Origin of the sequence: Sphingomonas sabuli (assembly GCF_014352855.1) — a bacterium.
Classification (GTDB): domain Bacteria; phylum Pseudomonadota; class Alphaproteobacteria; order Sphingomonadales; family Sphingomonadaceae; genus Sphingomicrobium; species Sphingomicrobium sabuli.
In genome coordinates this window covers 560,594-586,596 of sequence record NZ_CP060697.1, presented here as the reverse complement: position 1 = coordinate 586,596, position 26,003 = coordinate 560,594, and the positions used below count along the sequence as shown (strand labels likewise).

The window sequence follows — 26,003 nt, the reverse complement described above, 5'->3', positions numbered from 1 at the left end:
AGCTCATGGCGGACGAACATGGCGGGCACGCCCACAATCATGCGGCCGGTGCCAACAGCAAGATGCTGGCGATAGCGCTTGGCCTGACGACCACCTTCCTGATTGCCGAACTGATCGGTTCGTTCGTTTTCAACAGCCTCGCCTTGCTGTCGGACGCGGCGCACATGTTCACCGACAGCGCCGCGCTTGCGATCGCGCTGGCGGCGGTCAAGATCGGCCAGCGGCCAGCCGATGACGCTCGGACCTTCGGCTATCGCCGGTTCGAAATCCTGGCGGCGGCGTTTAACGCTTTGCTGCTGTTCGCGGTGGCCGGCTACGTTCTTTACGAAGGCATCGCACGCTTCTTCACGCCGTCCGAAGTCCAGTCGACCGGCATGCTGGTGGTCGCCGCCATTGGCCTCGTCATCAACATCATCGCCATGCGGCTGCTGGCGGCGGGCAAGGACAACAGCCTCAATATCAAAGGCGCCTATCTCGAAGTCTGGGCCGACATGCTCGGCTCACTGGGCGTCATCGTCGGCGCGCTCGTCATCATGTTCACCGGCTGGCAGTGGGTCGATCCGCTGGTCGCGATCGGGATCGGCCTGTGGGTGCTTCCGCGCACCTGGATCCTGCTTAAGGATACGATGCAGATCCTCCTTGAAGGCGTGCCTCGGGGAATGGATCTAAAGGAGGTGAGGGGGGCGATTTCTGCGGTGCCCGGCGTGGCCGGCGTTCACGACCTTCATATCTGGTCGCTGTCGAGCGACGACCGGAGCCTGTCGACTCATGTCGAGCTTGCGGAAGGGAAGGACTTCGAGGCGGTCCGGGCGTCGGTCGCGGCCATGCTGCTCGCGCGCTACGACATTGAGCATTCGACGATCCAGATCGAACGCGAGGCGTGCGGGGATAATGACTCGCTTCATCCCTGACCGGCGGAATAGGCGGACGCTGCGATGACCGACGATGTGCCTGGCAGGCGCACATGGCGGGTCGGGCCGCCGACACGCGGCACCCCCGGCAGCCTCTACGATTTCGTTCGCCGGGCGCTGTGCGCTGCCGGCGGGTCCTGCCCCAGGCAAGAGCTGTTTGACCTGATCCACGCCGATCCTGCGATGAAGGCGCGGCTCAATGACAGCCGGGGCTTTGCCGCGCTGCTCAACAACATGCGGCACAGCGGTGACATTCTGATCGACGGTGAGACCGTCACCGCTTCTCCCCGAACCCTCAGGCGGATGTCCGGATGCGGCTGACAAGCTGAGGCCGGGCAGTGACCCGGCGCAACCGGCGGCAAGCCCTGTCGTCTCCTTCGCGATTGACGGCCAGCTGACACGTCCGAATGGCAGGAGATGACACCGTTCGCCGGCTCGCCGGCAACCTGTCTGGGCGTTTCGGTCAGGGCGCCTGAACGGCTGTCCTCCTGGTCCCGAAACCCTGCCGCCGCACTCATTTCCCCGGTGCTTCGCACCTCCTCGCGGCCGCTTCGCTCCAAATGAGTCCCTCGTTCAGGGTCCTCCGCTTCGCTTCGGCCGCCGCTTTGCCAGGCGGCGGTTCGGTCGTCGGCCAGCCGTCCTTTTTGGGCCCTGTCGCCCCGAACAGGTCGCGGGCGAGACAGTGAAGGAGACGTTCAATGCCTGCAATCGGACATGTCAGCCGCAACGACAACGGCGGTTTCAAGGGCCAGCTCAAGACGCTCACCATCCGCGCCGAGATCGACATCGTGCCCAACGCCAGCAAGTCGAGCGACAGCCAGCCTGACTTCCGCGTCCTCTCGGAAGGGATCGAGGTCGGCGCCGGCTGGAACCGCCGCTCGGAAACCTCGGGTCGCGACTATGTGTCGCTGAGCCTCGCGGCCCCCGAGTTCGGTCCGCGCCGCCTCTACGCCAATCTCGGCCGCGCCGCGGGCGGCGATGACGACAGCTTCGCGCTGATCTGGAACCCGGCCGACTGAGCGCGGCCAGCCCCGGCGCCCGAAGGCGCCGGGGCTCTTGCCACCCCAAGGCAGAGGGGGCTCGAAAACGGCCACCCGCAATTTCGAGCCTCCTCGCGTTGTTGATCGCCTGCGAAGGATCGCAGGCCGCAGCGAGCGCCTGTCCGGCGCTGCTGACGGCAACGAGGACTCAGGGATGATCGATGAAATCACGCGCGCGGCGCAGGCCAAGAAGGGCAGTCCCTTCCTGTCGACCGAGCAGGCCGCTTTCTATCTGGGATTGAGTCCGCGCAAGCTCCAGCAGATGCGCGGAGAAGGCGCCGGCCCGATCTTTCGCCGGCACAGCCGCTATGTGCGGTATCATATCGACGACCTCGACAATTGGTCGCGCGGGCTGACGCGTCACGAGCTGGTACATGGCTGACACACCAGCTTGGCCGGCAACCAGTTGCGGTGAGCAGCTGCGGGCGATGATCCTGATGCGGCGCGCCCGCCGCCGGCGCTTGTGGATCGCCGCAATCGCCCTGACTGGGGTGTTGCCGTGCGCGTTCACAGCGTTTTGCGCGCCAAGCGCGAAGCTCATTTTGAACGTCAGCGCCAGCAGCCCGCGCGGCCTGTATCTGGTCGCCGACCGCCAGCCGCTTCGACACGGTGATTGGGCCATTGCCCGGCCTTCACCGGCCGTCGCGGCGCTCGCCGCCGAGCGGCGATACCTCCCCTATGGCGTCCCGCTGGTCAAACGTGTCTCTGCAATCGCAGGCGATCGTATTTGCGCGGTTGGCGATACTGTCGAGGTCAATGGCCGGCGTGTCGCGCAACGCCAGCAAGTCGATGGCCGGGGGCGGGCGCTGCCAACCTGGACCGGATGTAACACGCTTGCGTCCGGAGAGGTTTTGCTCCTCGGCGACAACTCTTGGTCTTTTGACGGACGATATTTCGGGATTACGCACGCCGCTGATGTCATCGGCCGTGCGGAGTTATGGTGGCGCGCGTGAGGTCGCTGATTGCGGCGATCCTCGTGATGGCCGGTACGCCGGCTTCGGCCAATGTCGGACAATGGGAGCCGGAAATCGCCGAGGCATCGGCACGGTTCGCGGTGCCCGCGGAATGGATCCGGCGCGTCATGCGCGCCGAAAGCGGCGGCCGCCTCCTGTTCAATGGCCGGCCGGTCACCAGCCGGGCTGGGGCCATGGGCCTGATGCAGATCATGCCGGGGACATGGGCCGAATTGCGCTCGCGCCTGGGGCTCGGGGCCGATCCCTATCAGCCGCGCGACAATATCCTTGCCGGGACGGCTTATCTCAGGATGATGCACGATCGCTTCGGTTATCCGGGGCTGTTCGCCGCCTATAATGCGGGACCAAAGCGCTACGCCGATTATTTGACGGGAGCCGCGCGCCTGCCGCGTGAAACGATCGGCTATCTGGCCAAGACCACGCAGGCGAGCGGTCAGCCAAACGGAATTGCGGTGGCATGGGCGCGGCAGCAAAGACCGGTCGCAGGCAGGAGCCTGCCGTTCCCGCACAGCGGCCAGCCTGCGGCGGACCCGATGCTCGTCAGCGTCGCCGCACCCGTGGCAAATTTGTTCGCAATCGACCGGCGCAGGCCGCGCTGAGCGGCATCTCGGTCTGCAACACCGCTCCGGCGGCGCTGACACCTCTCGCGATCGCGCCGGGGTAAGCGGCGACCAGGGCCGACCAGCTCGGCCCCAGTTCGTACGCGTAAGTGGCCAGGCCGCGGCGAGCGAGCGCAGAGCCGAGGAGATGTTTGCTCAGCTGGTTGGTAAGGTTGAGCAGGTTGGGCAAGGGCGGCATCGCCGCCATGAAGGCAGCGTCGGCCGCGTTGGTCGCATCGCGCCACTTGCCGAGCGCCGCTGCCATTCCCGGACGATCGACGATCAGGCCCTGGAAGATGGAGCCATCGTCGGTGTGCGCGAAAATCTCGTCGGCGGGCTGGCTGACAAGCGCGCCCCAATCCTTGTTCGACAGGCTCTCGCCGCTGAGGTGATTATGGTGGACGATACAGCGCCCGCCGGCCGCCCAGTGAGCGAGGAGCGCGGCATCGGCGCCGACGCCGCACGGATGGCGATCGGTGCAGAAGGTGATGAGGTCGATGGCGTTGGTATCGAACGCCGCCATCCACTCCCATCCGGACAAGGGTCCGATGGCATGAAGCGCGGTGATCGCCTGATATTCCTGGGGGGTAAGCGTACGGGTCAACATTGCGAAGAATTCCTGGGCTCGAGGGCTATGCATTCAGCCCTCTCATGCCGTGCTTCGGCGGCGCAATATTCGCGTGCCTATCGCCCGCATTTCTTGAACTTATCGTTTGAGGGCGAGCCGCTTCAGGTTCATGATTGCGGGTCCAGGAGCCACGACAATGACCAAGCCTTATGACCTCCTCGCCGTTGCCGCAGCGTTCGGCGAAACGCGCCAGATGTCGCTGCGCGATCCCAAGTTTCGAGAGGCATTCGCAAGCCATGTCGAGGCGAGCCTCGACGAGGCGCTTGACGATCCGTTGCTTCTTCATGGCCAGCGGACCCAGGCGATGTTCGAAGCGCTGGTGTTCGCACTCGGCGAAGTCATGCTGATCAAGCAGGAGGATGGCGGCCGTCTGTTCCCGTCCGACCGGTTTCGGCTGCCCGACAATCGCATCGTCCTCCAAGGCGGCGAACAATGGCTGGTCGAGGTCAAGAACGTCTACCGGCACGACCCCACCATCCAGCGCAGCAATCGCCTGCTCCGGCGGCCCTATCTCGAAGCGCAGCAGGCCTATGCGGCGGCAACCGGAGCAAAGCTCAAGCTCGCCGTTTACTGGGCGCGCTGGTCGATCTGGACCCTGGTGTCGCCCGAGGATTTCACCGATGTGAACGGCGATGTGAGCATCGACCTTCACGAAGCGATGCGTGCCAATGAATTGGCGGAGCTCGGCGACCGGACGCTCGGCACGCGCGCTCCGCTGCGCTTTCGAATGGTGATGGATGGGGAAAAGACCAGCCCGATCGCGGCCAATGGCGATGTGCTGATCACCATCGGCAAGGCCCAGCTGATGGCCGGCGAACGCGTCATCGAGGACGAAATCGAGCGCGAAATTGCCTCGGTCCTGATGGAGTATGGCGACTGGACCTGCGACGGCCCGCTCGCGCAGATTGAAGGCGACCGCTTGCTCTCCATCGACTTTGTCTGGGAACCCGAACATGCAACGCCGGGACAGGGATTCGACATGGTCGGGACATTGAGCCGGATGTTCGCACGCTATTACGCGAGGAAAACCTTGCGCGAAGGCGAGGTCAGGCAATTGCGGGCGCCGATGCGGCCGGGATGGTTCGCACCGCTCACTTCGGGCGAAATGCCGCAGCGCGTGCTTCCATTGTGGCGGTTCGCGCTCAAGCCGGTGGCTCCGCTCCGCAAAGCCGCCTGAAGCCTCTCGCGGCACGGCGCGTGGAAGACCTGTTCGGCTTTTGGGCGCGCTGCAAAGGCGACCAATTTGTCCATCCTGACGATGCCGACGTGCTCGGTTCGACTGCCCACAGCTTCAATCTCGAATGCCTGCCGTCGCCGTTCACCGGTCCGCTTCGCACGGCGCCAGTGGTTTTATTGTTCATCGCCCCGGGCTTCGATCCGTACGATCTCGATCACGCCAAACAGCCGCAGGCGCAGGCGTGGTATGAACGCCAGCGCGGGGGCGACGAGCCTTTGTCGACCGCTGCCGAACACCGCACGCATTATGGCTGGTGGACGCGCATCGTTCGTCAGTTCGGTATCACGCCAGAGGCGGCGCGCGCGGAAGTCGCGGTGCTCGACATGGCGCCCTACCATTCGAAAAGTTTCCACGACTGGCCGCTGCTGGCCGCGCTGCCATCCGCCCGAAAGGCGGTTGATTGGGCGCAATCCGTCCTGTTCCCGGCGGCGAGAGCCGGCGATCGCATCGTGGTCTGCCTTCGAAGTGCCGCTTACTGGGGCCTGGCAAGCGGATCCGCCGGTCGCGTCTTCGGCGAGGCGCTCTTTTGCCCGGCCTTTACGCGCGGCGGTTTCATGCGGCATGGGCCCATGCGCGAACAAGTCCGCGCCGCGGTCCAAAAAAGGGTGGCGGCCTAGCGCAACTGCATCGACGATTTTGACTTGGCATACGCCTCCAGACCGGCCTAGATTCGGCCATGAAGACCGACCTTGAACATCTGCCGGAGGCCAAGCGACGCGAGCTTGCCCACGTCGTCGAGGTGGTCCGCGACGGGTTCGCCTTCGCCATTGCACGCCGGACCATGCCCGCGCTCCGCGGCGGCAAGCTGCTCAAGATCATTCTGTTCGGAAGCTATGCCCGTGGCGACTGGATCGAGGATCCGGTTGGGCGCTACTTCTCCGATTACGACTTGCTGGTCATCGTCGATCGCGAAGAGCTGACCGACGTCCCGGAATTTTGGGAGAAGACCGAGGAACGGTTGCTCCAGGACTTGGCCGCGGGCGAGGTGCTGAGAACGCCCGTCAGCCTGATCTATCACACGCTCGATGACGTAAATGAGAAGCTGCAGCTCGGCCGCTATTTCTTCATCGATATCGTCCGCGATGGGGTGCTGCTATTCGAAGAGGCGGGGGTCCGGCTCGCGGAGCCGCAGGCTCTATCGGCCGAGCAGGCGCTTCAGGAAACGCAAGATTATTACGGGGAATGGTTCGAGAGTGCCCAGGACTTTTCGCAAGGCGCGTCCGACGCGATGAGCCGCGACAAGAGCAAACTTGCAGCTTTCTTGCTCCATCAGGCGGCAGAACGGCTCTATCACTGCCTGCTTCTTGTCCGCACTTTGTACAGCCCGAAGACCCACAATCTGAGCCGGTTGCGGCAGCTTTCCGAAGAACTCGAGCCCAGCCTGAAGGCAGTCTGGCCACGCGAAACCAAGTTCGAACGGCGCAGCTTCGAGCTGCTTCGCGAGGCCTATGTAAAGGCCCGTTACTCGCGCCAATATCGGATTTCTGATGACGAATTGGCGTGGCTCTCGCACCGCATCCAACTGCTTCAATCGCTGGTCAAACAGGCGTGTGAGGTTCGGATTCAAGAGCTTGCAGAGGCCGCCTGATATGCCGTCGACGCGCATCATCGATGACGATTTCGACGTCACCTTTACCGTCGACAGTCATGTCGGGTCGACTTGGATTGTCACTGGCGAAGTATACAATCGTGCCACCGGCGAGCCGATCGGCGTAACGGTCGAAGGCGAGGGCAGAACAATGCCGGCAGCTGAACAGCGAGCATGGTCGAAGGTGCGGCAGCTGGATAGGAAGGCGTGGAGGGCAAGATAAAGGGAGTGTCTCGCGGGTAAGACTAAGTGACTGTCTAGGCTTGCTTTATCTACGAGATTTGGTTTGGCCGACGAGACAGCTTAATCTGTGAAATCACTCATCTATCGAGACGCCTAATTGACGCTCAACGACGGCGGCCGTGGCAAGCCGGAGGCGGCCCACACGACGAGAATATGGCCTTAGAAATGCCTTAGCGCGGCTCGTGCTTCCTCGGCTGTCAACGCCCCCTTTTCGGCAAGCTCTCGAACCGCCTCCAGAAACGTAACCTGGAGCGCATCGAGTTGGGCTTCATCTGCTTTCCCCGCAATGCCGTCACCACTCTCTGATTCCGAGGTTGCCAGCGAGGGGGCGCCCTCGCTCGGCATCATAGTCGGCGCAGCGGTCGCAGACGAAGCTTTGCGATCAAGATTTCGGATTACAGATGCAGATCGCGCTCGCTTGGCAATCCGCTTGCCAATTGGCTCAAGCTGCGCGGTGAAATTGGAGTAGTGGATGTTCTGCTCGAAATTGTCGCGCCGGGCATTGGGCAGGATGCGCGGGTCGAGGATGTGAATCTCGCCCACAGTCCAGCCGTTGAATCGCGGCTCAGGAAAGACCTCTGACAGGATCTCGTGGTCTCCGACCTGGACATTCCCGACCCGAATTCTGAGTCCTCCGACCCGCGACTTTATCGTGATCGATCCGAGGTATTGATGATGCATGATCCAGCCAACGGCGGCGACGCCGCCGTCAAGATCACTGAGCTCGATGGCCTCAAATTCCGTGAGGGAGTCTTCGAGTGTTGTTGAGACGCGGAAGCGGTCCCGGAACGGGCGGGTGACGGGTTGGAGATCGTCGTTGATCAAGACTTGGAGGTTGCCGAGCCGCACGCTTGCCAAGCGGCCGTCGATCTTGGAACCCCATGAAAAGGTCTCATCGAACGGTACTGGCGCTACCTGTTCAAGGTAGTCGCGGACAAGACCAGGGCTCAACAGGTCATCGCGCCTGGTGCGGATGACATCGTTGAGTTCAACCTCGAAGAAGTGGGAAGGCCAAGCCTCGCCCGGCAGCCGGGAAATAGTGACAACCCGTTGGATGACGCTGGCGACGTCGTCCTGCTCCTCAACGTCACGAAGCGCGGCCTTTAACCGCTGGCAATCCCATCGAATCTCAACGACCTGATCGTCGCCCGCCGCCCTTGTCCGGAAGGTGAGAGATCGCGCGTAAGCGAGCCCCGCAAGACGCCCAATTCCACGAAACCCACGAGCTCGGGTCCCCCGCTTTGCGCTCGCGCCGATTGCGAGCAGGCACCGGGCAGCGCTGGATACCGGTAGCCCGAGACCATTATCGCGAATGATGATCGATCTGCGGTCAGGGTCGATGCGAATGTCGACGCGGCCCGGATCGTCTGGTTTCAGCTCACCTACGTCGCGCGCCTCGTCGATGGCGTCGGCGGCGTTCTGGACATACTCGCGGTAGATGCTGAGCGGATCGACGTACATCGCACTGCTGAGCAGCTCGAGGACGTCCTTTCCTACGACGATCATCGAGGAAGAAGGCGGTTCCTGGACAATCGGAGCGTTTGCTTTGGTCTCACCTTGAGAAAGGGAAGTGTTGAGCGGTGTCATCGTATGTCGTCCTTCAGGCGGCCGACGCAAACGGCGGTATCGCGGCTTCCAAACCATCGTCTTCGAGTCCCGCGTCTTCGACGCGCTCGTCGCCTGCCATATCGCAAGGATCGGGCTCGGCTTTACGAAGCCTCCAGATTTCCATCTCGGTTTCCTTGGGAAGGGGGACGTAGAAATGAAGAGCCTCCCGGAGCAACGGATCGGTCGCTTCCCTCGCTAGGTCGCGGAACCGGCTCGGATCCACCGAGGACAGTAATCCGAGTAGCTCGACGCGCTGGCTTGGGGTCAGGCGACCAATTGCGGCCCGATAGTCATCGAACTCGGAGCGGCCGCCCAGCTGCTCGTACCACTCGCGATTGAAGATGAAGTGCTGGGGACGAGCAAGGATTTCCTCGAACTGGTCAAAAGTGTCACCAAAGGCTCGCCGGAAAAACACTGGTTCGCCGCTGACGACGCCATGAGTAGCCTGCAAGACGAGCTGCAGTGAGCGAAGCTGGTAGCGGGTCCACTTCTCGCCAATGAACCCGCGGTCAGGTCGATCAGTGGGCTGATACCGCATCGGGAACGACCAGATTCTGACGCCAAGCTCTTCGTTGAGTTCGACGTTGAGACGCATCCTCTCGAATAGATCGGCGGGCGTATCGTGGAAGTTGTAGAGCATGTAATTGGAAAGCTCGTGCAGCCCGTGTTCGTGTGCGATCCTCACCGCCTTTTCGTACGGCCCCTTAAGTCCCAAATGGTCGAAGGCGATGCGCAACGGTCTGAGGCAGATTGTCGAGAGTTCGCGCAGGTACATCGGGTCGCGGGCGAGAATGCGAGCGTCAACGCCTTGGTTGAAATCCACCCGCCGGCGTGACGCTGCTCGCTCGCCGGGACGGCGGAGTTTAGCTCCCGCTTCGAAGCCGAGATCACGAATCTCGGCCATCAGCTCACGAAAGCGTGGTGACGCGACAACGTTGTTATCCATCAGGAGCAGGTCGCGTTTCTCGCCGTGGCGTTCTGCAATCGCTTCGACGATAGCGGTCAGCGATTCAACGTCGCGCTGAGCCCCTTCGAGTTTGGGCACGCCGCAGAAATGGCATTTCCTAATGCAGCCTCGCGAGGCATACGCAAAATATGCGTCGCGAACTGGATACTGATATTCGATCTGGTCGAGAATAGAATAGTCTGGAACTAGGTCCTCGATAGGTGTCCCCGTGAGGTCATTGGAATAGAGTTCTTCAGCAAAGGCATCGAGTTGCAGAGCCGTTGCCGGCGGTCCGTTCAGCAGGCCTTTTATGAAGCGGACGCCAGACCAGCGCGGCTCGGACTTGAAGCGCTCGTTCATCAGCGAGGCGGCGATGCCGCCGACGAACAATCGGTCGGCGCGGCCGCCGGCAACTTTCAGCGCAAAATCGATCATCTCCGCAATTTTCTGGTATTCGAAGGAAAATAGCGTTGTGACGTAAATCCTGTCCCACGCAGTCTCAAAGAGCGTGGGGTCGAATCCCTTCGCGAAGCGCACGTGATCCTGCTTGCCGTGAGGCCCGTGATAGGCGGCGAGCTTCATCAAACCGAGCGGCGGATACTTATTCTTGTAGCTCGGCTCTAGAAGCAGGATTTGGCGGCCCGCCATTGTTGTCCCTTCAGTCGTTCCTGGCGAGCCCCCGCCCGATCGGCCGAGCATGCGATCGGCGTTGGGAGGCCGTCAACGTTTTAAACCGTGCCTCGATACGTTCACTGTTCCCTTGTCTCCAAAAGGCCGCAGGCGAGACCAATCAGCCGCTGGGCTTCGTCATCGCCGAATTCCTCAGTGAGGACCTCCATCAAAGCGTTAAGCAACGCGTTCGATGGCCAATCGCCGAACGATGACCGAGCGCCGTCGTCGCCACTCTCCGCCTCGCCAGATTCCGGTTCTGGTTCGGCATCTGGCTCAGGCTCAGGGTCGGGTTCTGGTCGTGGCCGATTGCGAAGCTCGACCAGCTTGTCCTTCATCTCCTTTAGCTTCGAGACCTGTTCGCCAACCTCGTTAGGCTCGCCGCCCGTAAGCTTGTCCGACCTCAGCCGCACGAGTAGCTTGTCGATGCTGTCCGAAATCTTTCCCGCGGTTTCCTCGTCGATCCATTCACGGTTGAGCTGGATCGAGACCCCTCGCGCGTCGGTTTGGATCGACTTCAGCGTTTTTCGGCTGGTCGACGCGTTTCGGACTAGGGTTACGACCCGGCGGGCAACGCGCGCGCGAATGTCCGCGCGGATTTCGCGCCAGCGGGTGCCATCTTCGAAGCCGTCGCGGCGGGCATTTGGCACGACGGCCGGATCGGTAATGAAAATCTCGCCGACCGCCCAGCGTTGGAGCCTGCCCTCGGTGCCGCCGACCGTAAGATCGGCGCCTAGGTCCTCGATGATGTCGGACCCTCCGACTTGGATGTTTTTGATCCTGAAGCGAATACCGGCAACCGTATCGTCGATGATCTCGCCCTTGAAGTTGGACAGGCCAATCCACCCGTGCCAGCCAAGTTCGGCCGAGTTAATCAGTTCTACGTCAGTGATGATCGAAGTCTTCCCCTTGGTCGGGGCACTGTCGTCATAAGCTTTGAGGATCTGGTTCTTCTCACGCTTATATCGCGTTTCAATCTCGACGAACGCGAGCGGATGACCAAGGCTTGTTGCGAAGGCCCGGATCTTAGGGGCGGGGGTGAATCGATCTGAATAATCGGTAGGGCAGACCTGCCGGAGGTAGGGAACCAGGCGATCAATCTCGGCGAATTCGACGCCAATGCCATTGAGCCCGATCATCTCGACCTCTGTGAAATGATCGTTGACGGCGGCGGCTCGGGTTCCGGTCGTCGCGCACCGGACCATGACGTCGACAACATCCTGAACATCAGCGCCAGGACGCATATAGCCCCGCATTTTACCGCAATCGAATTCGACAACGGTGGCTTTGTCTTCTCCGCGCGCGCTGGTCGTGAAACGCAACGTCGTACAGTAGGCAATCCCAGCCAAGCGTCCGATGCCGCGAAATCCGGCGTTGATTGCCGACCGTTTCCGGCTCGCGCCAATCGAAACCAAGGTTGTCGCCGCAATTGCCGAAGGGATGCCTTCGCCGTCATCCTTGATCGATAGGGTAGGGCGCTTGGCAGAGCCGGAAATTGCAATTGTCACAAGCCCAGCGGCATCGGAAAGTAGTCCGGTCGCTCGGGCAGAGCGGATCGCGTCGAAGGCGTTCTGCACGTATTCGCGTACGCAGTGAAGCGGCTCCTCGTACATACCGGTGGTTAGGGTCTCGAGTGAATAAGACCCAACGCGAACGTCCTCGTCGCGTATTGGATCGGTTGGCGGCTGCGCGTTCATCGAAGCGTCTCTCCGGTCAGCGGGCCCCAGCTAATGAAGCCGGCGCGCTCGGGAATCTCGAACTGAAAATTGGTCGGTCCATCGACCTCGAGCATCGTCGTGGGGATCACGAACTCTCGGGCGATAACGGCCACGAGATCGGTGACTGATATGGATCCGCTCAGCCCGCTTGAAGTAAGGCGGCGGCTCTCAGGCGCGTCCGGCTCAATCAGCTCAACGCCATCAGCCTGGACGCTTTGCAGAGCCGATTGTGCCGTCTGTATTTCGAGCCGGATCGAGCGCACTTCCTCGCCGGGAAGCGCCAGGTACGAATTTTTGTATGGCGCGAGGCGCTCAATCGTTAGCGAGTACGCGCGACGCGTGTCTTCTTCCATGGCGTGATCGAACAGTAACGAGGCCACATCGGGAGAGGCGACCGGCTTTGCCGGTTCGCCATTCTCGTCAAAATAGGTTTCGGCAAGCAAGCCTACGAGGAGGTTTGCACGAATTCCAGGCGGCAACTCGCGGTTACCAAGAACTGCGGTAGCGAGATCGACCGGTCCAAGCGCCTCCTCGTTCGATGCCGCAATGATTCCACGTCCAATCTGCTTCAATTGGTCCGGATTCGCGCTGGCGATGAGCGGTTGGAGCTCGCTTGCCGCTTTGTTTTGTGCCGTCCAGCCTTCAGCCCTCAATCCATCGATCTGGCGCCAAATACTGTCATCCTTTTCTTCGTCTGGCCTCTCGTAGATCATGTCCATCGAGCTGAAGCTAATGTCGGCCAGCTTGGCAGCATCCTCCGGTGCAAGGTCGACCACACGGCCAGCAGGACCGGGTCGGGTTCGGGGGACACGGGTCGCCGGCTGGAGAGCGCGAACCAGATTGATAACACGTGCGCCAAAAGATGAGCGGGCGACCTGGGTGAACATTTCCAGCGAGATGACATGCACCCCTTCAAGGCCGCGGCAGCGCTGCTTGGCCTCCTGAGTGAGGAGCGGCATCGGTAGGGTAACCAAGCCCGCATTCTCCTGAGGCACATCATCATCACCCAGCACACGCTCGGGTTTGTACGCCCAGTCCCTCTTCGAATTGTCGCGGGTTAGGATGATCAGATGCTTGGCGTCGGCGTGGTCGCAATCTTGAAGCGCTTCAAGCCACATGATGAGGTCGCCGTGCCGGTTAGTCTTTTTGCCCTTTAACGACCCTTCCTGCTCGTCTTCGTCACTATCCGTCGGTTCAGCCTTCTGGCCGCCATCGCCAAATCCGGGTGGAACTTCGTGGGCGAACCGGGTCTCGCCCGTTTCACTGACTTCGCGATAGATCTCTGCCATGTTTGAAGGGATCGAATGCTTTGCGATGAACGGTAACAGCCGCGCATTGGCTGCCTCGTGACCCGGCTCAATCTTGTGTGTGCGTTTCGTGAGATCTTCAATCATGGCCGCTGCGTCGTTGACTGCATCGGCGAACTGATCGGCGCTTAGGTCATCGAAAGTCTTTTCGTCGACGTATCGGAGGCTCTCTGTCCGGAATTGAGTCATCCTCCTGGTCAGGGCCGCTGCCGTCTTTGCCAGTGGTCGTCTGGTCTTGAGCCGACGCGTGTGATCCCACGTTTCCTTCGCGGACCAAACGGGGACCCGTACCGAGTCACCGAAGCTGTCGAGCGCGTTGAGCAGTTCTTCACACGCGCTGCGGCTCATTTCATAGCAATGGATCAGAACGCTCGCGTCGACGTAAATTCGCGCGCCCGACGATTTGATTGCCTCAATGATCACACGTTGGCATTCGGCCCGCGACGGTATGACCTCGGGGAAAATCACCCTCTAAGCGCCTGTCCGGCGCGCAGGTGGCGGGGAAGGCCAGTCAGCTCGGCTCTGCTCGGTTTCAACAACATCTCTCCCAACTGGAATTTAGGCCGATCATCCTTCCTGCACCGAGCGCGCTATGTCTGAATTGACTTGCAGAGGAATTCAATAGGTTAGGGCGTTCAATGGATATCGCGTTCCATGATGGCCAGAACGGCCGGCCGGGGCGTGCTCCCGGCTAGGCCCGGCACACCGGCCCTCGCAACCCGGCCGTTGGCCGGGTCCTCCACTTCGTTGCGGCCCTTCGGGTGCGGACCCGGCGCTATCCGGGCCTCTTGGTCGCTCCTCGCCCCCACCGCCGCTTTCCGGCGGTGACTGAAGAGGAGATCATCGATGACCGCTTCGTCCCTTCTGACTGCCGATCACCTTCGCCGCCTGCGGGAGAATGCCCGCACCCCGGTCACCGACCATCCGCCGGTGGTCAAGCTGTTCAATCCCGCTGGCGCCGCAACCTGGCTGGTGACCGAGCTGGCCGAGGACGACGACACCTTGTTCGGGCTTGCCGACCTCGGGTTCGGCTTTCCCGAACTCGGCAGCTTCAGCTTGAGCGAATTGCGCTCGCTGCGGTTGCCGTTCGGTTTGCAGATCGAACGCGACCTTTCTTTCTCCACCCGTTTCGGCCTGTCGGTCTGGGCTGAGGCCGCCCGGTCGTCTGGATCGATCGGCGGGGCCGAGAAGGTCTTGGCCGCTGCCGCAGCGGCGGCGACGGACGCGTCCGGCTGATCGCCGGACAGTCCTTCGCCCGCGTCTCAACGGCGCTGTCGATCATTGCGTTGCTTGGCGATGCTGCAGCAGCGACCATGGCCGACAGCGACGACTTCGAACCCTTTGTTGGCCGGATGCGCGGCGGCGGTGGCGGTCGCGCTCGATCCTATCTTTCGCGCATTGTCCGGGCGACGCGGCGGGCTGGGGAGAGGGCAGGCACGCGCGGCCGGCGCTTTGACGGCAGTCGGATCGGCCGCGGCGCGGGACTCGCCCGCCTGCTCGGTAGCCGCAGCAGGCTCGCGGCGTTCCGCCAGCGCCGGGCGATTGTGAAAACCCGGCTGGTCCGGCTTCGTGGAACAGGCATCGGCGGCGCGCGGTCCCATCTTCGCTATCTTCAGCGCGACGGCGTGCAGCGCGACGGCTCGCCCGGCGAACTCTATTCGGCAGAAGAGGAGCGCGGTGACGGTGGCGCATTCCTCGAACGGTGTGCGGACGACCGGCACCAGTTTCGGATCATCGTCTCGCCGGAAGATGGCGATCAATATGATGATTTGAGGTCGCTCACACGGCGTTTCATGGAACAGATGGAAAAGGACCTCGGCACCCGGCTCGACTGGGTTGCCGTCGATCATGTCGATACCGGCCAGCCCCACACCCACATTATCCTTCGCGGCCGCGACGATCGGGAGCAGAATCTTGTCATCGCTCGCGAATATATCTCGCGGGGAATGCGCGAGCGGATCACCGACCTCGTCACAACCGACCTTGGTCCACGGCTCGATCGCGACATCCGCGACCGGCTTCGCCTCGAAGTATCGGCGGAACGCCTGACCTCGATCGATCGCGGCTTGCTGAGGCGCGCCGACGCGGGCCGCTTCCTCTCACCCAACCAACGCGATCCCTTCCGCCACGCGCTCGAAACCGGACGGCTGCGCAAACTCGAACTGCTTGGCCTTGCCCAGCCGCTGCCGAGCGGGACCTGGCAGCTTGAGGGCGATGTCGAGGATCGGTTGCGCCGGCTCGGCGAGCGCGGCGATATCATCCGCACCATGCAGCGGGCGATCACCGCTGAGAAGCTGCAGCGCGGGCCGACCGATCGGGTCGTTCATAGTGATCCCCCGGCTACGCCGATCGTCGGCCGCCTCGTCGAACGGGGCCTCGCCGACGAGTTCAGCGATCGGCATTACGTCCTTGTCGACGCCACCGACGGTCGGCTCCACCACGTCCCCGTCGGTCGCAGCGGTGCGAGCGAGCTCATCCCCTCGGGCGCGATCGTCCGGATATCGGCGACTCCGGCGCAGGCCCCGCAGCCTTCAAGACCTGCGCGTTTCGTCGATGCGGTCAGGCTCGAAACGCTGTCGCCAGTCCCGCTCGAGCGTCTGCCGCGCTGGCCGGGGCTGACCTGGCTCGACCGCCAACTCCTTGCTGACACCGGCGACCCGGTCAGGGATTCAGGGTTTGGGCGGGACGTTCGCTCGGCGCTCGCCATTCGCCGGCAATGGCTGCTCGATCAGGGACTGGCGAGCAGCAGCGACGGTCAGCTGCGCGCGGCTCCGGGGCTCATCGAGACTCTCCGGGAACGAGACCTTACTGGGGCCGGCACGAGGCTTGGCCAGGAACTGAACCTTCCGTTCGTGCCGGCCCGGCCCGGCGAGCGGATCAGCGGGATCATCGAGCGGCGGGTCGACCTTCCTTCGGGCTCCTACGCGCTGGTCGCCAATTCCCAAGAATTCACGCTCGTGCCCTGGCGCCCCTTGCTCGAGCGAAAGCTTGGAAGCCAACTGTCCGGCATCATGCGCGAATCCGGTGTCAGCTGGCATCTCGGACGCGGACGAGGCGGACCCTCGATCGGCTAGGATTCGTCGACGCGGCATCATCCTGCGCTTTGGCAGCGCTACCGGCCACGTCCGGGCCGGGCGATCAAGTTGCCGACATGACGCCCACCAAATTCCTCTTCGGCCAGATCCTCATCGTGTTCGCGATCATGGTGTTTGGCGTCTGGGCCGCGACCCAGTGGGCGGCGCAGATGCTTGGCCACCAGCCCGAGCTCGGCCGGCCCTGGGCGATGCTTGCCGGCTATCCGCTCTACCATCCCTGGGCGCTGTTCGGCTGGTGGTATCATTATGACGCCTATGCGCCGCAGGTCTTCGATCGCGCCGGAACGCTTGCCGGCTTAAGCGGCTTTCTTGGCTGCGGCGCGGCCATCGGCGGGTCGCTGTGGCGCGCGCGGCAGTCCGGCCAGGTCACCACCTATGGCTCGGCGCGCTGGGCCAATCGCTCCGATATCGCGCGCGCAGGCCTGCTTGGTCCCGCGGGCCTGTTTCTCGGCCGCTCCGGCGAAGGCTATCTCCGTCACGACGGGCCCGACCATGTCATCGTCTTTGCGCCGACTCGGAGCGGCAAGGGCGTAGGACTGGTCGTCCCGACGCTGCTCAGCTGGACCGGCTCGGCGGTCATCCATGACATCAAGGGCGAAAATTGGGAGGTGACCGCCGGCTGGCGCTCGCGTTTCTCGCACTGCCTGTTGTTCGACCCGACCAACCCCAAGTCAGCGCGCTACAACCCCTTGCTCGAGGTTCGCCGCGGCGAGTGCGAGATCCGCGACGTCCAGAATATCGCCGACATATTGGTCGATCCCGAAGGCGCGCTCGAACGGCGCAATCACTGGGAGAAGACCAGCCATTCGCTGCTGGTGGGAGCTATCCTCCACGTCCTCTACACCGACGAAGACAAGACGCTGTCGCGCGTCGCGACTTTCCTGTCCGACCCCGAACGGCCGTTCACCGCGACGCTTCGCGCGATGATGACCAGCAATCATCTGGGATCGGCCGACAAGCCGCAGACGCATCCTGTCGTGGCCTCGGCCGCGCGCGAACTGCTCAACAAGTCGGAGAATGAGCGCTCGGGCGTGCTCTCCACCGCCATGTCCTTCTTGGGCCTCTATCGCGATCCCACGGTCGCGGCGGTGACCTCCGCCTGCGACTGGCGGATCGCCGATTTGACCGAAGCCGGCCGGCCGGCCTCGCTCTATCTGGTCGTTCCGCCGTCAGACATTTCACGGACCAAGCCGCTCATCCGGCTGATCCTCAATCAGATCGGACGGCGCCTGACCGAACAGCTGCCGCAGGCCGACGCGCCACGCGGCCAGCTCCTGCTGATGCTCGACGAATTCCCGGCGCTCGGGCGGCTCGATTTCTTCGAAACCGCGCTCGCCTTCCTCGCCGGCTATGGCGTGCGCGCCTTCCTCATCGCCCAGAGCCTCAACCAGATCGCCAAGGCCTATGGCGAGAATAATTCGATCCTCGACAATTGCCATGTCCGGGTCGCCTTCGCGTCCAATGACGAGCGCACCGCCAAGCGCATTTCCGATGCGCTCGGCACCGCCACCGAACAGCGCGCCATGCGCAATTACGCCGGGCACCGGCTCGCCCCCTGGCTGGCCCATGTCATGGTCAGCCGTCAGGAAACCTCGCGCCCGCTGCTGACCCCGGGCGAAGTGATGCAATTGTCGCCCGCCGACGAATTGATCCTCATCTCCGGTGTGGCCCCGATCCGGGCCAAGAAACTGCGTTACTTCGAGGACCGCAATTTTCGCGAGCGGGTGCGGCCAGCGCCCGTGCTGGACGCCGATGGCTATGCCGATCGCCCGACCGCACGCGGTGACGATTGGGCGGGGCTGATTGCATCCCCGGTCGTCAACGCGCCGGCGTCGCGCAGCGCGGGCGAGGAAGGTGAGGGTGGTCTCCAGCAACAGCTCAGCCCATCGCGTAACCGGCGCAGCGCCAAGCGCGTTCATCCCGACCAGCTCGACCTCCTCGGGCTAGGCGACGACGATCCCGATCCGGCGATCGATGCGCGCGCATTGCAATCGCTTCACGCCAACCGGTCGGTGATCGCGGCGCATGCCGTCAACGAAGGCGCAGGCGCTGACCTGCTTCCGAGCTTCTGACGGGTGCGCACGCGATGAGCAGGCAAGACCAAGTCCGTTACCAATTGTTCCTGCCGGCGTCGGTGAGCCGGCGGTTCGAGGCGCTCGCGGCCAAGCCCGGCGCGAACAAATCCTCGATCCTTGCCGCAGCGCTCACCGCCTTTCTCGACCGCGGGGGTGCGAGCGAGCTCGAGGAACAGTTCGCCATCCGCCTCAATCGGATTTCGGGGCAGCTCGCGCGCATCGAGCGCAATGGGCATGTCGAACTCGAAAGCCTGGCGCTCTTCATCCGCTACATGCTGGCAGTCAATGCGCCGCTCGCCGAAGAGGATGAGGCCGCGCGAGCGATCGGGCGCGACCGGTTTTCAGCCTTCATCGCCCGCGTCGGTCAGCAGCTCGCCACCGGGCGGCGCACCTTCGATCCGGAGCTTGAGGCATGACCTCGCCAGAAACCGCCTCGCGCAAGCGCGCCATGCTGCAAAGCGCGTTCGGCCCGACGATCGCGAACGCGCTCGGTGACCCGTTGGTCATTGAAGTCATGGTCAATCCCGACGGCGCGATCCGCCTCGACCGCCTCGGCAGCGGCCTCATCGACACCGGCCAGCACATGACGCCCGATGAGGCGGAACGGATCGTCCGCTTGGTCGCCAGCCACGCCCGAACCGAGGTTCATCAGTCCTCGCCGATCGTCAGCGCCGAGCTGCCACCGCACAGTGGCGGCGCCGGCGAGCGGTTCGAGGGGCTGCTTGCCCCGGTCGCGACCGGGCCCTGTTTTGCCATCCGCAAGCCCGCGACCCGCATCTACACGCTCACCGATTATGTCGCCGACGGGCTGATGGCGCCGGACATGGCGCGAATGCTGTCGCTGGCCGTGGTCGAGCGCCGCAACCTGCTCGTCGCCGGCGGCACCAGCTCAGGCAAGACCACGCTTGCCAATGCGCTGCTCGCCGAGCTGCTGGCCAAGGACGAGCGCGTCATCCTGATCGAGGACACCCGCGAGCTTCAATGCCCGGTGCCCAATCATGTCGCGCTTCGAACCCGGCCCGGCGTCATCAGCATGACCGACCTGGTGCGCTCGACCCTTCGCCTTCGGCCCGACCGGATCATCGTCGGGGAGGTGAGGGGCCCCGAAGCGCTCGATATGCTCAAGGCCTGGAATACCGGCCACCCGGGCGGGCTCGCCACGATCCACGCCAACAGCGCGCGCTCGGCGCTTTTCCGGCTTGAGCAACTGATCCAGGAAGCCGTCGTCAATGTCCCGCGCCAGCTCATCGCGGACGCCATCGACCTTATCATTTTCATCGAAGGCCGCGGCTCGTCGCGCCGCGTCGCCGAACTGCTCGCGCTCGAGGGGGTCGACCCCGGCGGCACTTACGCGGTCCGCGCGCTCACCCCTGACCATCACCTTGAGGAGGCCCGTTCATGATCAAATTCCGCAATCTTGCCGCTTACCCCCTCGCGTTGGCCGCGCTTTTCATGTCCGCGCCCGCCCGGGCGTCGGGATCGGGAATGCCGTGGGAGCAGCCGCTCCAGCAGGTACTGGAATCGGTGCAGGGCCCGGTCGCCAAGATCGTGGCGGTGATCATCATCATCACCACTGGCCTGACCCTGGCCTTTGGCGAGACCGCGGGCGGATTTCGCCGGCTGATCCAGATCGTGTTCGGCCTGTCGATCGCCTTTGCCGCCTCATCCTTCTTCCTGAGCTTCTTCAGCTTCGGCGGCGGAGCAATGATCGGATGAGCGGCAGTCAGCATCTCGAGGGCTTCGAAGCGCGCATCCACCGTTCGCTGGTCCAGCCGCTGCTGCTTGGCGGCGCGCCCCGGGGGCTGGCCATCATCAACGGCACCATCGCCGCGGCGCTTGGGCTTGGCCTTCAGCAGTGGATCGCCGGTCTTGCCCTCTGGGCGGGCGGGCACAGCCTCGCCGTCATCGCCGCCAAGCGCGACCCGCAGTTCGCCGAAGTGCTGGTTCGCCATCTTCGTCAGCGGAGCCATCTTGCATGCTGAACCTCGCCGAATATCGCGCCCGCGCCGACCGGCTCGCCGACCACCTGCCATGGGCGGCGCTGGTGGAAGACGGCATCGTCCTCAACAAGGACGGCAGCTTCCAGCGCACGTTTCGGTTTCGCGGGCCCGACCTTGAAAGCGCAACCGAAGCCGAACTGATCGGCGCAGCGGCGCGGATGAACAACATGCTCAAACGCTTCGGTTCGGGCTGGGCGCTGTTTCTCGAGGCCCAGCGGGTCGAGGCGCTGGGCTATCCGAAGGATAGTTTCCCCGACGCCGCCTCGCGCCTCGTCGACCAGGAACGCCAGGCCGGGTTCGACGGCGAGCGCGATCATTTCGAGAGCCGTTACTATCTGACCTTGCTGTGGCTGCCGCCCGCCGACAGCCAGGCCCGGGCCGAGCAGGCGCTGGTCGAGCGCGACGAGAAGGCGGGGCGCGACTGGCGCGAGGCGCTCGCTAGCTTCATCGCCGAGACCGGGCGGGCGCTCGACCTGATGGCAGGCTTTATGCCCGAGGCGCGCGCGCTCGATAGCGGGGAGACGCTTTCTTACCTTCATCACGGCATTTCGACGCGGCCGCACGATGTCGCCGTGCCGGCCATCCCGATGTACCTCGACGCACTGCTCGCCGACACGCCGCTGGTCGGCGGCCTCGAGCCGATGCTCGGGAACCGGCATTTGCGCACCGTCACCGTGCTCGGCTTCCCCGCGCTCAGCAGTCCGGGCTTGCTCGATGCCCTGAATGCGCAGGACTTCACCTACCGCTGGATGACCCGCTTCCTGCCGCTCGATCGCAGCGATGCGACGCGCGAACTGACCAAGCTTCGCCGGCAATGGTTCAATAAGCGCAAGTCGGTCACCGCGATGCTCCGCGAGGTGATGTACAACCAGCCGGCCCAATTGCTCGATAGCGATGCCGACAATCAGGTCGCCGATGCCGATCTCGCGCTCCAGGCGCTCGGTCAGGACTATGTGTCGTTCGGCTATCTGACCGCGACGGTGACGGTCTGGGGCGAGACGAGCGCTGCGGCCGACGCCAAGGTCCGGCAGGTCGAACGGGTCATCAACAGTCTTGGCTTCACGGTGAAGCGTGAACGGGTCAATGCGGTCGAGGCCTGGCTGTCGAGCCTGCCCGGCCACACCTACGCCAACGTCCGCCAGCCGCTGGTCCATAGTCTCAACCTTGCCCATCTGATGCCCTTGTCGAGCGTCTGGGCCGGTCCGGCGCGCAATGCGCACCTCGATGCCTCCGCTCTGCTGTTCGCCGAGACCAGCGGCTCGACTCCGTTTCGCCTGTCGACCCATGTCGGCGATGTCGGCCATATGCTGATCGTCGGGCCTACCGGCGCTGGCAAATCGGTCCTGCTGTCGCTGATGGCGATGCAGTTCCGGCGGTATAGCCAAGCCCGCATTGTTCTGTTCGACAAGGGCTGGTCGGCCCGCGCGGCGGTACTGGCGATGGGCGGCACGCATCATGCGCTCGGCGTGGGCAACGGCGAGGGCGGGGCGCTCTCGTTCCAGCCGCTCCGGCGCGTCGACGAAGCGGCGCAGCGCGCCTGGGCGGTCGAGTGGCTGGCCACGCTTCTCGAGCATGAAAAGGTCGCCGTCACGCCCGAGATCAAGGACAGCTTGTGGAGCGCGCTTCTCAATCTTGCCGGCGCGCCGGTCGCTGAGCGAACCCTCACCGGCCTGTCGCTGCTCATCCAGTCGAACGCCATCAAGGCGGCGCTCGCGCCGTACACGCTCGAGGGCCCGCACGGGGCGATGCTCGACGCCGCCGAGGACCGGCTCGCCTTGAGCGATGTGCAATGTTTCGAGACCGAAGCACTGCTTGGCCAGTCCGGCGCGGTTCTGCCAGTGCTGACCTATTTGTTTCACCGGCTCGAGGAACGGTTCGACGGGTCGCCGACGCTGCTGATCCTCGACGAGGCCTGGGTGTTCCTCGACAATCCTTTGTTTGCCAAGCGCATCCGCGAATGGCTCAAGGTGCTGCGCAAGAAGAATGTCGCGGTGGTGTTCGCGACGCAAAGCCTTGCCGACATCGCCGACAGCAGCATCGCGCCGGCCATCATCGAAAGCTGTCCGCAGCGTATTTTCCTGCCGAACGATCGCGCCATCGAGCCCCAGGCGCGGGCCGCCTACGAGCGCTTCGGCCTCAACGAGCGCCAGATCGAACTCATCGCGCACGCCACGCCAAAGCGCGATTATTATCTCCAGTCGCGCCGCGGCAACCGGCTGTTCGACCTTAAACTGGGTCCGGTCGCGCGGGCCTTCTGCGGCTCGTCCGGGCCCGACGCCCAGCGCACGATCGATCGCCTGCTTGGCGAGGTCGGCGAGGCGGGCTTCGCCGGCGCTTTTCTCGACGCGGCCGGCCTGAGCTGGGCAGCGGCACTCATCGAGCCTTCGCAACCCCCCAAGGAGACCAAGTCATGAAGATTGTCACACGCCTTGCCGCCGCCGTTTCGCTTGCTGCGCTTGCCGTCGGCGCCGCGTCCGTTCCGCTGGCGCCGGCCATGGCCGCCATGCCGGTGTTCGATGCCACCAACTATGCCCAGAATTTGCTACAGGCGGCGCGCGCGCTCGATCAGATCAACAACCAGATCAAGTCGCTCCAGAACCAGGCGACGATGATCGAGAATATGGGCCGCAACCTGAAGCAGGTCGATTTCCCGCAGCTGGCCAAGATGCGCTCGAGCCTGGCCCAGATCGAGCAGTTGATGGGCGAAGCCAAGGGCATCCAGTTCGATGTCGACCGGCTCGAACAGCAATTCACGAGCCTGTTCCCGGGTGCCAGCGGCGCCGAGCTTCGCGGCGACCAAAGGGTCAAGGGCGCCGAAGCGCGTCTTGCCAATGCGATGGCGAGCTTCCGGCACAGCATGAAGGTGCAAAGCGAGGTCGTGGCCAGCGTTCGCGAGGATGCCGACCTGCTCCGTCAATTGTCCGAGACCAGCCAGGGCGCGGTCGGTTCGCTGCAGGCCCAGCAGGCCGCGAGCCAATTGCTTGCGCTCAGCACCAAGCAGCAGTTCCAGATCCAGAATCTGCTCGCGGCCGAGTTTCGAAGCGAGGCGCTGGAGCGCGCGCGGCGCGCTCAGGAGCAACAGGAAGCGCAGGCCGCGACCCGGCGCTTTCTGGGTCGAGGCACGGCCTACTCGCCCAAGCAATGATGTCCTTGGTGTCCGGCCCTTCGGCCGGACGCCGGCCGCGGGGCGCTGATCCCCCTGCAGTCGCTCCGCGGCCTTCCTTTCAAATGGCGAGAATGATCGAGCGATGGGCGACCTTAACGTCATCGACCGCTTCCTTGCGGTCTTCATCCAGTACATCGACAGCGGGTTCGGCCTGCTCGGCGGTGACGTCGCCTTCCTGACCACGGTCTTGGTCGGGATCGACATCACGCTCGCCGGACTCTTCTGGGCGATGGGCGGCGAGGACGATGTGCTCGGCCGCCTGCTCAAGAAGATCCTCTATGTCGGCGCCTTCGCGCTCATCCTCGGCAATTTCGCGGCGCTGTCCGAGATTATCTTCCGCTCGTTCGCGGGGTTGGGACTGACCGCCGGCGGCGGCACCATCAGTGCCGACGATTTGCTTCGGCCGGGGCGTCTCGCCGGAACCGGTTTTGAGGCCGCCTGGCCGTTGCTCGATCAGGCCAGCCAGTTGCTGGGCTTCACCAGCTTCTTCGACAACTTCCTGACCATCGCGATCCTGCTCATCGCCTGGCTGTTCGTCATCATCGCTTTCTTCATTCTCGCGATTCAGCTGTTCGTCACCATCATCGAGTTCAAGCTGACCAGCCTGGCCGGATTTGTCCTCGTTCCTTTCGCTTTGTGGAACCGGACCGGATTTCTTGCCGAGCGGGTCCTCGGCAATGTCATCTCCTCGGGCATCAAGGTGATGGTGCTGGCGGTAATCGTCGGCATCGGCACCGGCTTCTTCTCCGAGTTCGTCGGCGCGCTCGATGGCCAGGAGCCTGACATCGGGCAGGCCATGAGCCTGGTCCTGGCAAGCCTTGCTTTGTTCGGGCTCGGCATCTTTGGCCCGTCGATTGCTTCGGGACTGGTCGCCGGGGCGCCGCAGCTGGGCGCCGGCGCCGCCGTCGCCACCACCGCCGCTGCGGGTGGAACGCTTGCCCTCGGCGGTGCCGCCGCCGTCGGCGGCGCCAGGATGGCGGCGGGCGGGGCGCTTGGAGGCCTACGTGCCGCGACCAGTGTCGGGTCGGCTGCCTCGACTGCCTATCAGCTCGGTCAGGAGACGTCCGGGTCCAGCAGCGTGCGTTCGGGCCTCGGCGGGGTGGCGAGCGTTGCCGGCAACGCCGCGCGCGACCATCTGAGCAAGGCTGGCGGGTTAGCGGCGGCCAGGGACCGCGGCGAGCGCGCGGCGCTGATGGCGGGAGGGCGGACGAGTTCGGCGGCGGCCGCCGCTGCTGGCGCGGCGACCAATGACGCCGCACCGCCCTGGGCCCAGCAACTGCAGTCTGAACAGACGTCGCGCCACCGGCGGCACCTGGCCCTGGCTGCGATCCGCGACGGCGATCGCGGATCGGCGGGCGCGCTTCCCGACATCAGCGAAAAGGAGGAATGATCCCGATGAGGTTCAAACGAGCGGTCCAGCGCTACGGGCGCACGGACGAGGCGGTCACGCCATTTCAGCGCGCCGGCCAGCTGTGGGACGAGCGGATCGGGTCCGCCCGCGTCCAGGCAAGGAATTGGCGATTGATGGCATTCGGCGGGCTGATCATGTCCGGCGGCCTGGCCGCCGGCCTGGCGTGGCAGTCACTGCAAAGCCGGGTCGTTCCTTATGTCGTCGAGGTCGACCGCCTTGGCGAGGCGCGGGCCGTCATGCCCGCCATCCAGAACTATCGGCCGACCGATCCACAGATGGCCTGGCACCTCGGCCAATTCATCCGCGATGTCCGCTCGGTCTCGCTCGACCCGGTGCTGATGCGCGAGAGCTGGCTTCGCGCCTATGATTTCACCACTGCCCGGGGCGCGACTTTCTTAAGCGAGCATGCCCGCGCCGCCGACCCGTTCGCCAAAGTCGGGGAGCGGACCGTCTCGGTGCAGGTGACGAGCGTCGTCCGCGCATCCGATCGCTCGTTCCAGGTGAAATGGGTCGAGACCGAGTATGAGCGCGGCAGTCCCGCCGGCAACGCGCGCTGGACCGCAATCCTCACCGTCGTGACGAGGCAGCCCAGCAACGCCGAGAGCCTGCGCAAGAACCCGCTCGGATTGTTCGTCGATGCCATCGACTGGTCGAAGGAGATCGAACCGACCGCAGCTGGGTCGATTGCGCCGTCTCGGGAGCTGGCCGGGCCACCTCCCGCACCGATGGCGGACCTCGCTGGGCCGGCGCCCGAGCCGACCCTCAATTCCATCACCGATCAGCGTTGA

27 protein-coding genes are annotated in these 26,003 nt (G+C 63.9%); 21 read left to right on the top strand and 6 right to left on the bottom strand.

Annotated features, from left to right (window positions below):
• Positions 1-5 precede the first annotated feature (5 nt).
• The 6 genes from H8M03_RS02980 to H8M03_RS02955 all read left to right on the top strand — a co-directional run bounded on the left by H8M03_RS02980 (position 6) and on the right by H8M03_RS02955 (position 3,524).
• Positions 6-911, top strand: a complete 906-nt coding sequence (locus H8M03_RS02980) for a cation diffusion facilitator family transporter (protein WP_187480281.1) — start codon at positions 6-8, stop codon at positions 909-911.
• A gap of 24 nt (positions 912-935) precedes the next feature.
• Positions 936-1,232 (top strand): hypothetical protein, encoded by a 297-nt coding sequence (locus H8M03_RS02975; protein ID WP_187480280.1) that lies wholly within the window; start codon positions 936-938, stop codon positions 1,230-1,232.
• A 377-nt stretch (positions 1,233-1,609) separates the two neighbouring features.
• Entirely contained in the window at positions 1,610-1,930 is a 321-nt protein-coding gene (locus tag H8M03_RS02970; RefSeq protein WP_187480279.1) for a DUF736 domain-containing protein, read from the top strand.
• A gap of 175 nt (positions 1,931-2,105) precedes the next feature.
• Complete coding sequence (locus H8M03_RS02965; RefSeq protein ID WP_187480278.1) at positions 2,106-2,333, top strand: helix-turn-helix domain-containing protein; 228 nt, start codon at positions 2,106-2,108, stop codon at positions 2,331-2,333.
• On the top strand, positions 2,326-2,904 hold the full coding sequence (locus tag H8M03_RS02960; protein WP_187480277.1) for a S26 family signal peptidase: 579 nt from the start codon (positions 2,326-2,328) through the stop codon (positions 2,902-2,904). Before H8M03_RS02965 ends, H8M03_RS02960 begins: the two co-directional genes overlap by 8 nt.
• On the top strand, positions 2,889-3,524 hold the full coding sequence (locus H8M03_RS02955) for a lytic transglycosylase domain-containing protein (protein ID WP_187480276.1): 636 nt from the start codon (positions 2,889-2,891) through the stop codon (positions 3,522-3,524). The genes H8M03_RS02960 and H8M03_RS02955 overlap by 16 nt, the downstream gene beginning before the upstream one ends.
• On the opposite strand, the gene H8M03_RS02950 is transcribed toward H8M03_RS02955, so the two are convergent.
• Positions 3,466-4,131: a hypothetical protein gene (locus H8M03_RS02950; protein WP_187480275.1), complete on the bottom strand. Its 666-nt coding sequence runs from the start codon at positions 4,129-4,131 to the stop codon at positions 3,466-3,468. The genes H8M03_RS02955 and H8M03_RS02950 overlap by 59 nt on opposite strands.
• Positions 4,132-4,288: 157 nt before the next feature.
• Between H8M03_RS02950 and H8M03_RS02945 the strand changes: the two genes are divergently transcribed.
• From H8M03_RS02945 to H8M03_RS02930, 4 genes are read left to right on the top strand one after another with little or no spacing between them, the layout of a single operon-like run.
• The gene (locus H8M03_RS02945) at positions 4,289-5,329 is read left to right on the top strand and encodes a hypothetical protein (protein WP_187480274.1); all 1,041 of its coding nucleotides are present in this window, start codon (positions 4,289-4,291) and stop codon (positions 5,327-5,329) included.
• Positions 5,330-5,349: 20 nt separating this feature from the next.
• Positions 5,350-6,006: a hypothetical protein gene (locus H8M03_RS02940; protein ID WP_187480273.1), complete on the top strand. Its 657-nt coding sequence runs from the start codon at positions 5,350-5,352 to the stop codon at positions 6,004-6,006.
• Between the two features lie 59 nt (positions 6,007-6,065).
• Positions 6,066-6,977 (top strand): HEPN domain-containing protein, encoded by a 912-nt coding sequence (locus H8M03_RS02935; protein ID WP_187480272.1) that lies wholly within the window; start codon positions 6,066-6,068, stop codon positions 6,975-6,977.
• A gap of 1 nt (position 6,978) precedes the next feature.
• A complete protein-coding gene (locus H8M03_RS02930; protein ID WP_187480271.1) occupies positions 6,979-7,200 on the top strand; it encodes a hypothetical protein in 222 nt (73 codons plus the stop codon).
• 179 nt (positions 7,201-7,379) lie between these two features.
• Here the strand turns inward: H8M03_RS02930 and H8M03_RS02925 are convergent, their stop codons facing one another.
• The 4 genes from H8M03_RS02925 to H8M03_RS02910 form a co-directional block, all read right to left on the bottom strand.
• Positions 7,380-8,807 (bottom strand): ATP-binding protein, encoded by a 1,428-nt coding sequence (locus H8M03_RS02925; RefSeq protein ID WP_187480270.1) that lies wholly within the window; start codon positions 8,805-8,807, stop codon positions 7,380-7,382.
• 13 nt (positions 8,808-8,820) lie between these two features.
• Entirely contained in the window at positions 8,821-10,422 is a 1,602-nt protein-coding gene (locus H8M03_RS02920) for a radical SAM protein (protein ID WP_187480269.1), read from the bottom strand.
• A 101-nt stretch (positions 10,423-10,523) separates the two neighbouring features.
• Positions 10,524-12,140, bottom strand: a complete 1,617-nt coding sequence (locus H8M03_RS02915; protein WP_187480268.1) for an ATP-binding protein — start codon at positions 12,138-12,140, stop codon at positions 10,524-10,526.
• Positions 12,137-13,936 (bottom strand): PIN-like domain-containing protein, encoded by a 1,800-nt coding sequence (locus H8M03_RS02910; RefSeq protein WP_187480267.1) that lies wholly within the window; start codon positions 13,934-13,936, stop codon positions 12,137-12,139. The genes H8M03_RS02915 and H8M03_RS02910 overlap by 4 nt, the downstream gene beginning before the upstream one ends.
• A 378-nt stretch (positions 13,937-14,314) precedes the next feature.
• On the opposite strand from H8M03_RS02910, the gene H8M03_RS02905 reads away from it, so the two are divergent.
• Entirely contained in the window at positions 14,315-14,704 is a 390-nt protein-coding gene (locus tag H8M03_RS02905) for a DUF2958 domain-containing protein (protein ID WP_187480266.1), read from the top strand.
• Between the two features lie 26 nt (positions 14,705-14,730).
• Here the strand turns inward: H8M03_RS02905 and H8M03_RS12945 are convergent, their stop codons facing one another.
• The gene (locus H8M03_RS12945; RefSeq protein ID WP_343070903.1) at positions 14,731-15,318 is read right to left on the bottom strand and encodes a hypothetical protein; all 588 of its coding nucleotides are present in this window, start codon (positions 15,316-15,318) and stop codon (positions 14,731-14,733) included.
• On the opposite strand from H8M03_RS12945, the gene H8M03_RS02900 reads away from it, so the two are divergent.
• The 10 genes from H8M03_RS02900 (at position 15,238) to trbF (ending at position 26,003) form a co-directional block, all read left to right on the top strand.
• Positions 15,238-16,542, top strand: coding sequence for a DUF3363 domain-containing protein (locus tag H8M03_RS02900; protein WP_425506859.1), 1,305 nt, complete (start codon positions 15,238-15,240; stop codon positions 16,540-16,542). The genes H8M03_RS12945 and H8M03_RS02900 overlap by 81 nt on opposite strands.
• 77 nt (positions 16,543-16,619) lie before the next feature.
• Positions 16,620-18,635, top strand: a complete 2,016-nt coding sequence (locus H8M03_RS02895; RefSeq protein WP_187480264.1) for a conjugal transfer protein TraG — start codon at positions 16,620-16,622, stop codon at positions 18,633-18,635.
• A gap of 44 nt (positions 18,636-18,679) precedes the next feature.
• Complete coding sequence (locus H8M03_RS02890) at positions 18,680-19,054, top strand: CopG family transcriptional regulator (RefSeq protein ID WP_343070901.1); 375 nt, start codon at positions 18,680-18,682, stop codon at positions 19,052-19,054.
• On the top strand, positions 19,051-20,040 hold the full coding sequence (gene trbB, locus H8M03_RS02885) for a P-type conjugative transfer ATPase TrbB (protein WP_187480262.1): 990 nt from the start codon (positions 19,051-19,053) through the stop codon (positions 20,038-20,040). The genes H8M03_RS02890 and trbB overlap by 4 nt, the downstream gene beginning before the upstream one ends.
• Before the next feature lie 50 nt (positions 20,041-20,090).
• Positions 20,091-20,354 carry a TrbC/VirB2 family type IV secretion system protein gene (locus tag H8M03_RS02880; RefSeq protein ID WP_484592934.1) on the top strand — a complete coding sequence of 88 codons (264 nt, stop codon included), beginning with the start codon at positions 20,091-20,093 and terminating at the stop codon, positions 20,352-20,354.
• Entirely contained in the window at positions 20,351-20,620 is a 270-nt protein-coding gene (locus tag H8M03_RS02875) for a VirB3 family type IV secretion system protein (protein ID WP_187480260.1), read from the top strand. The genes H8M03_RS02880 and H8M03_RS02875 overlap by 4 nt, the downstream gene beginning before the upstream one ends.
• Positions 20,614-23,052: a conjugal transfer protein TrbE gene (gene trbE, locus H8M03_RS02870; protein WP_187480259.1), complete on the top strand. Its 2,439-nt coding sequence runs from the start codon at positions 20,614-20,616 to the stop codon at positions 23,050-23,052. The genes H8M03_RS02875 and trbE overlap by 7 nt, the downstream gene beginning before the upstream one ends.
• The gene (gene trbJ, locus H8M03_RS02865; RefSeq protein WP_187480258.1) at positions 23,049-23,783 is read left to right on the top strand and encodes a P-type conjugative transfer protein TrbJ; all 735 of its coding nucleotides are present in this window, start codon (positions 23,049-23,051) and stop codon (positions 23,781-23,783) included. Before trbE ends, trbJ begins: the two co-directional genes overlap by 4 nt.
• Before the next feature lie 103 nt (positions 23,784-23,886).
• Entirely contained in the window at positions 23,887-25,194 is a 1,308-nt protein-coding gene (trbL, locus tag H8M03_RS02860; protein WP_187480257.1) for a P-type conjugative transfer protein TrbL, read from the top strand.
• Positions 25,195-25,199: 5 nt separating this feature from the next.
• The gene (gene trbF, locus H8M03_RS02855; protein WP_187480256.1) at positions 25,200-26,003 is read left to right on the top strand and encodes a conjugal transfer protein TrbF; all 804 of its coding nucleotides are present in this window, start codon (positions 25,200-25,202) and stop codon (positions 26,001-26,003) included.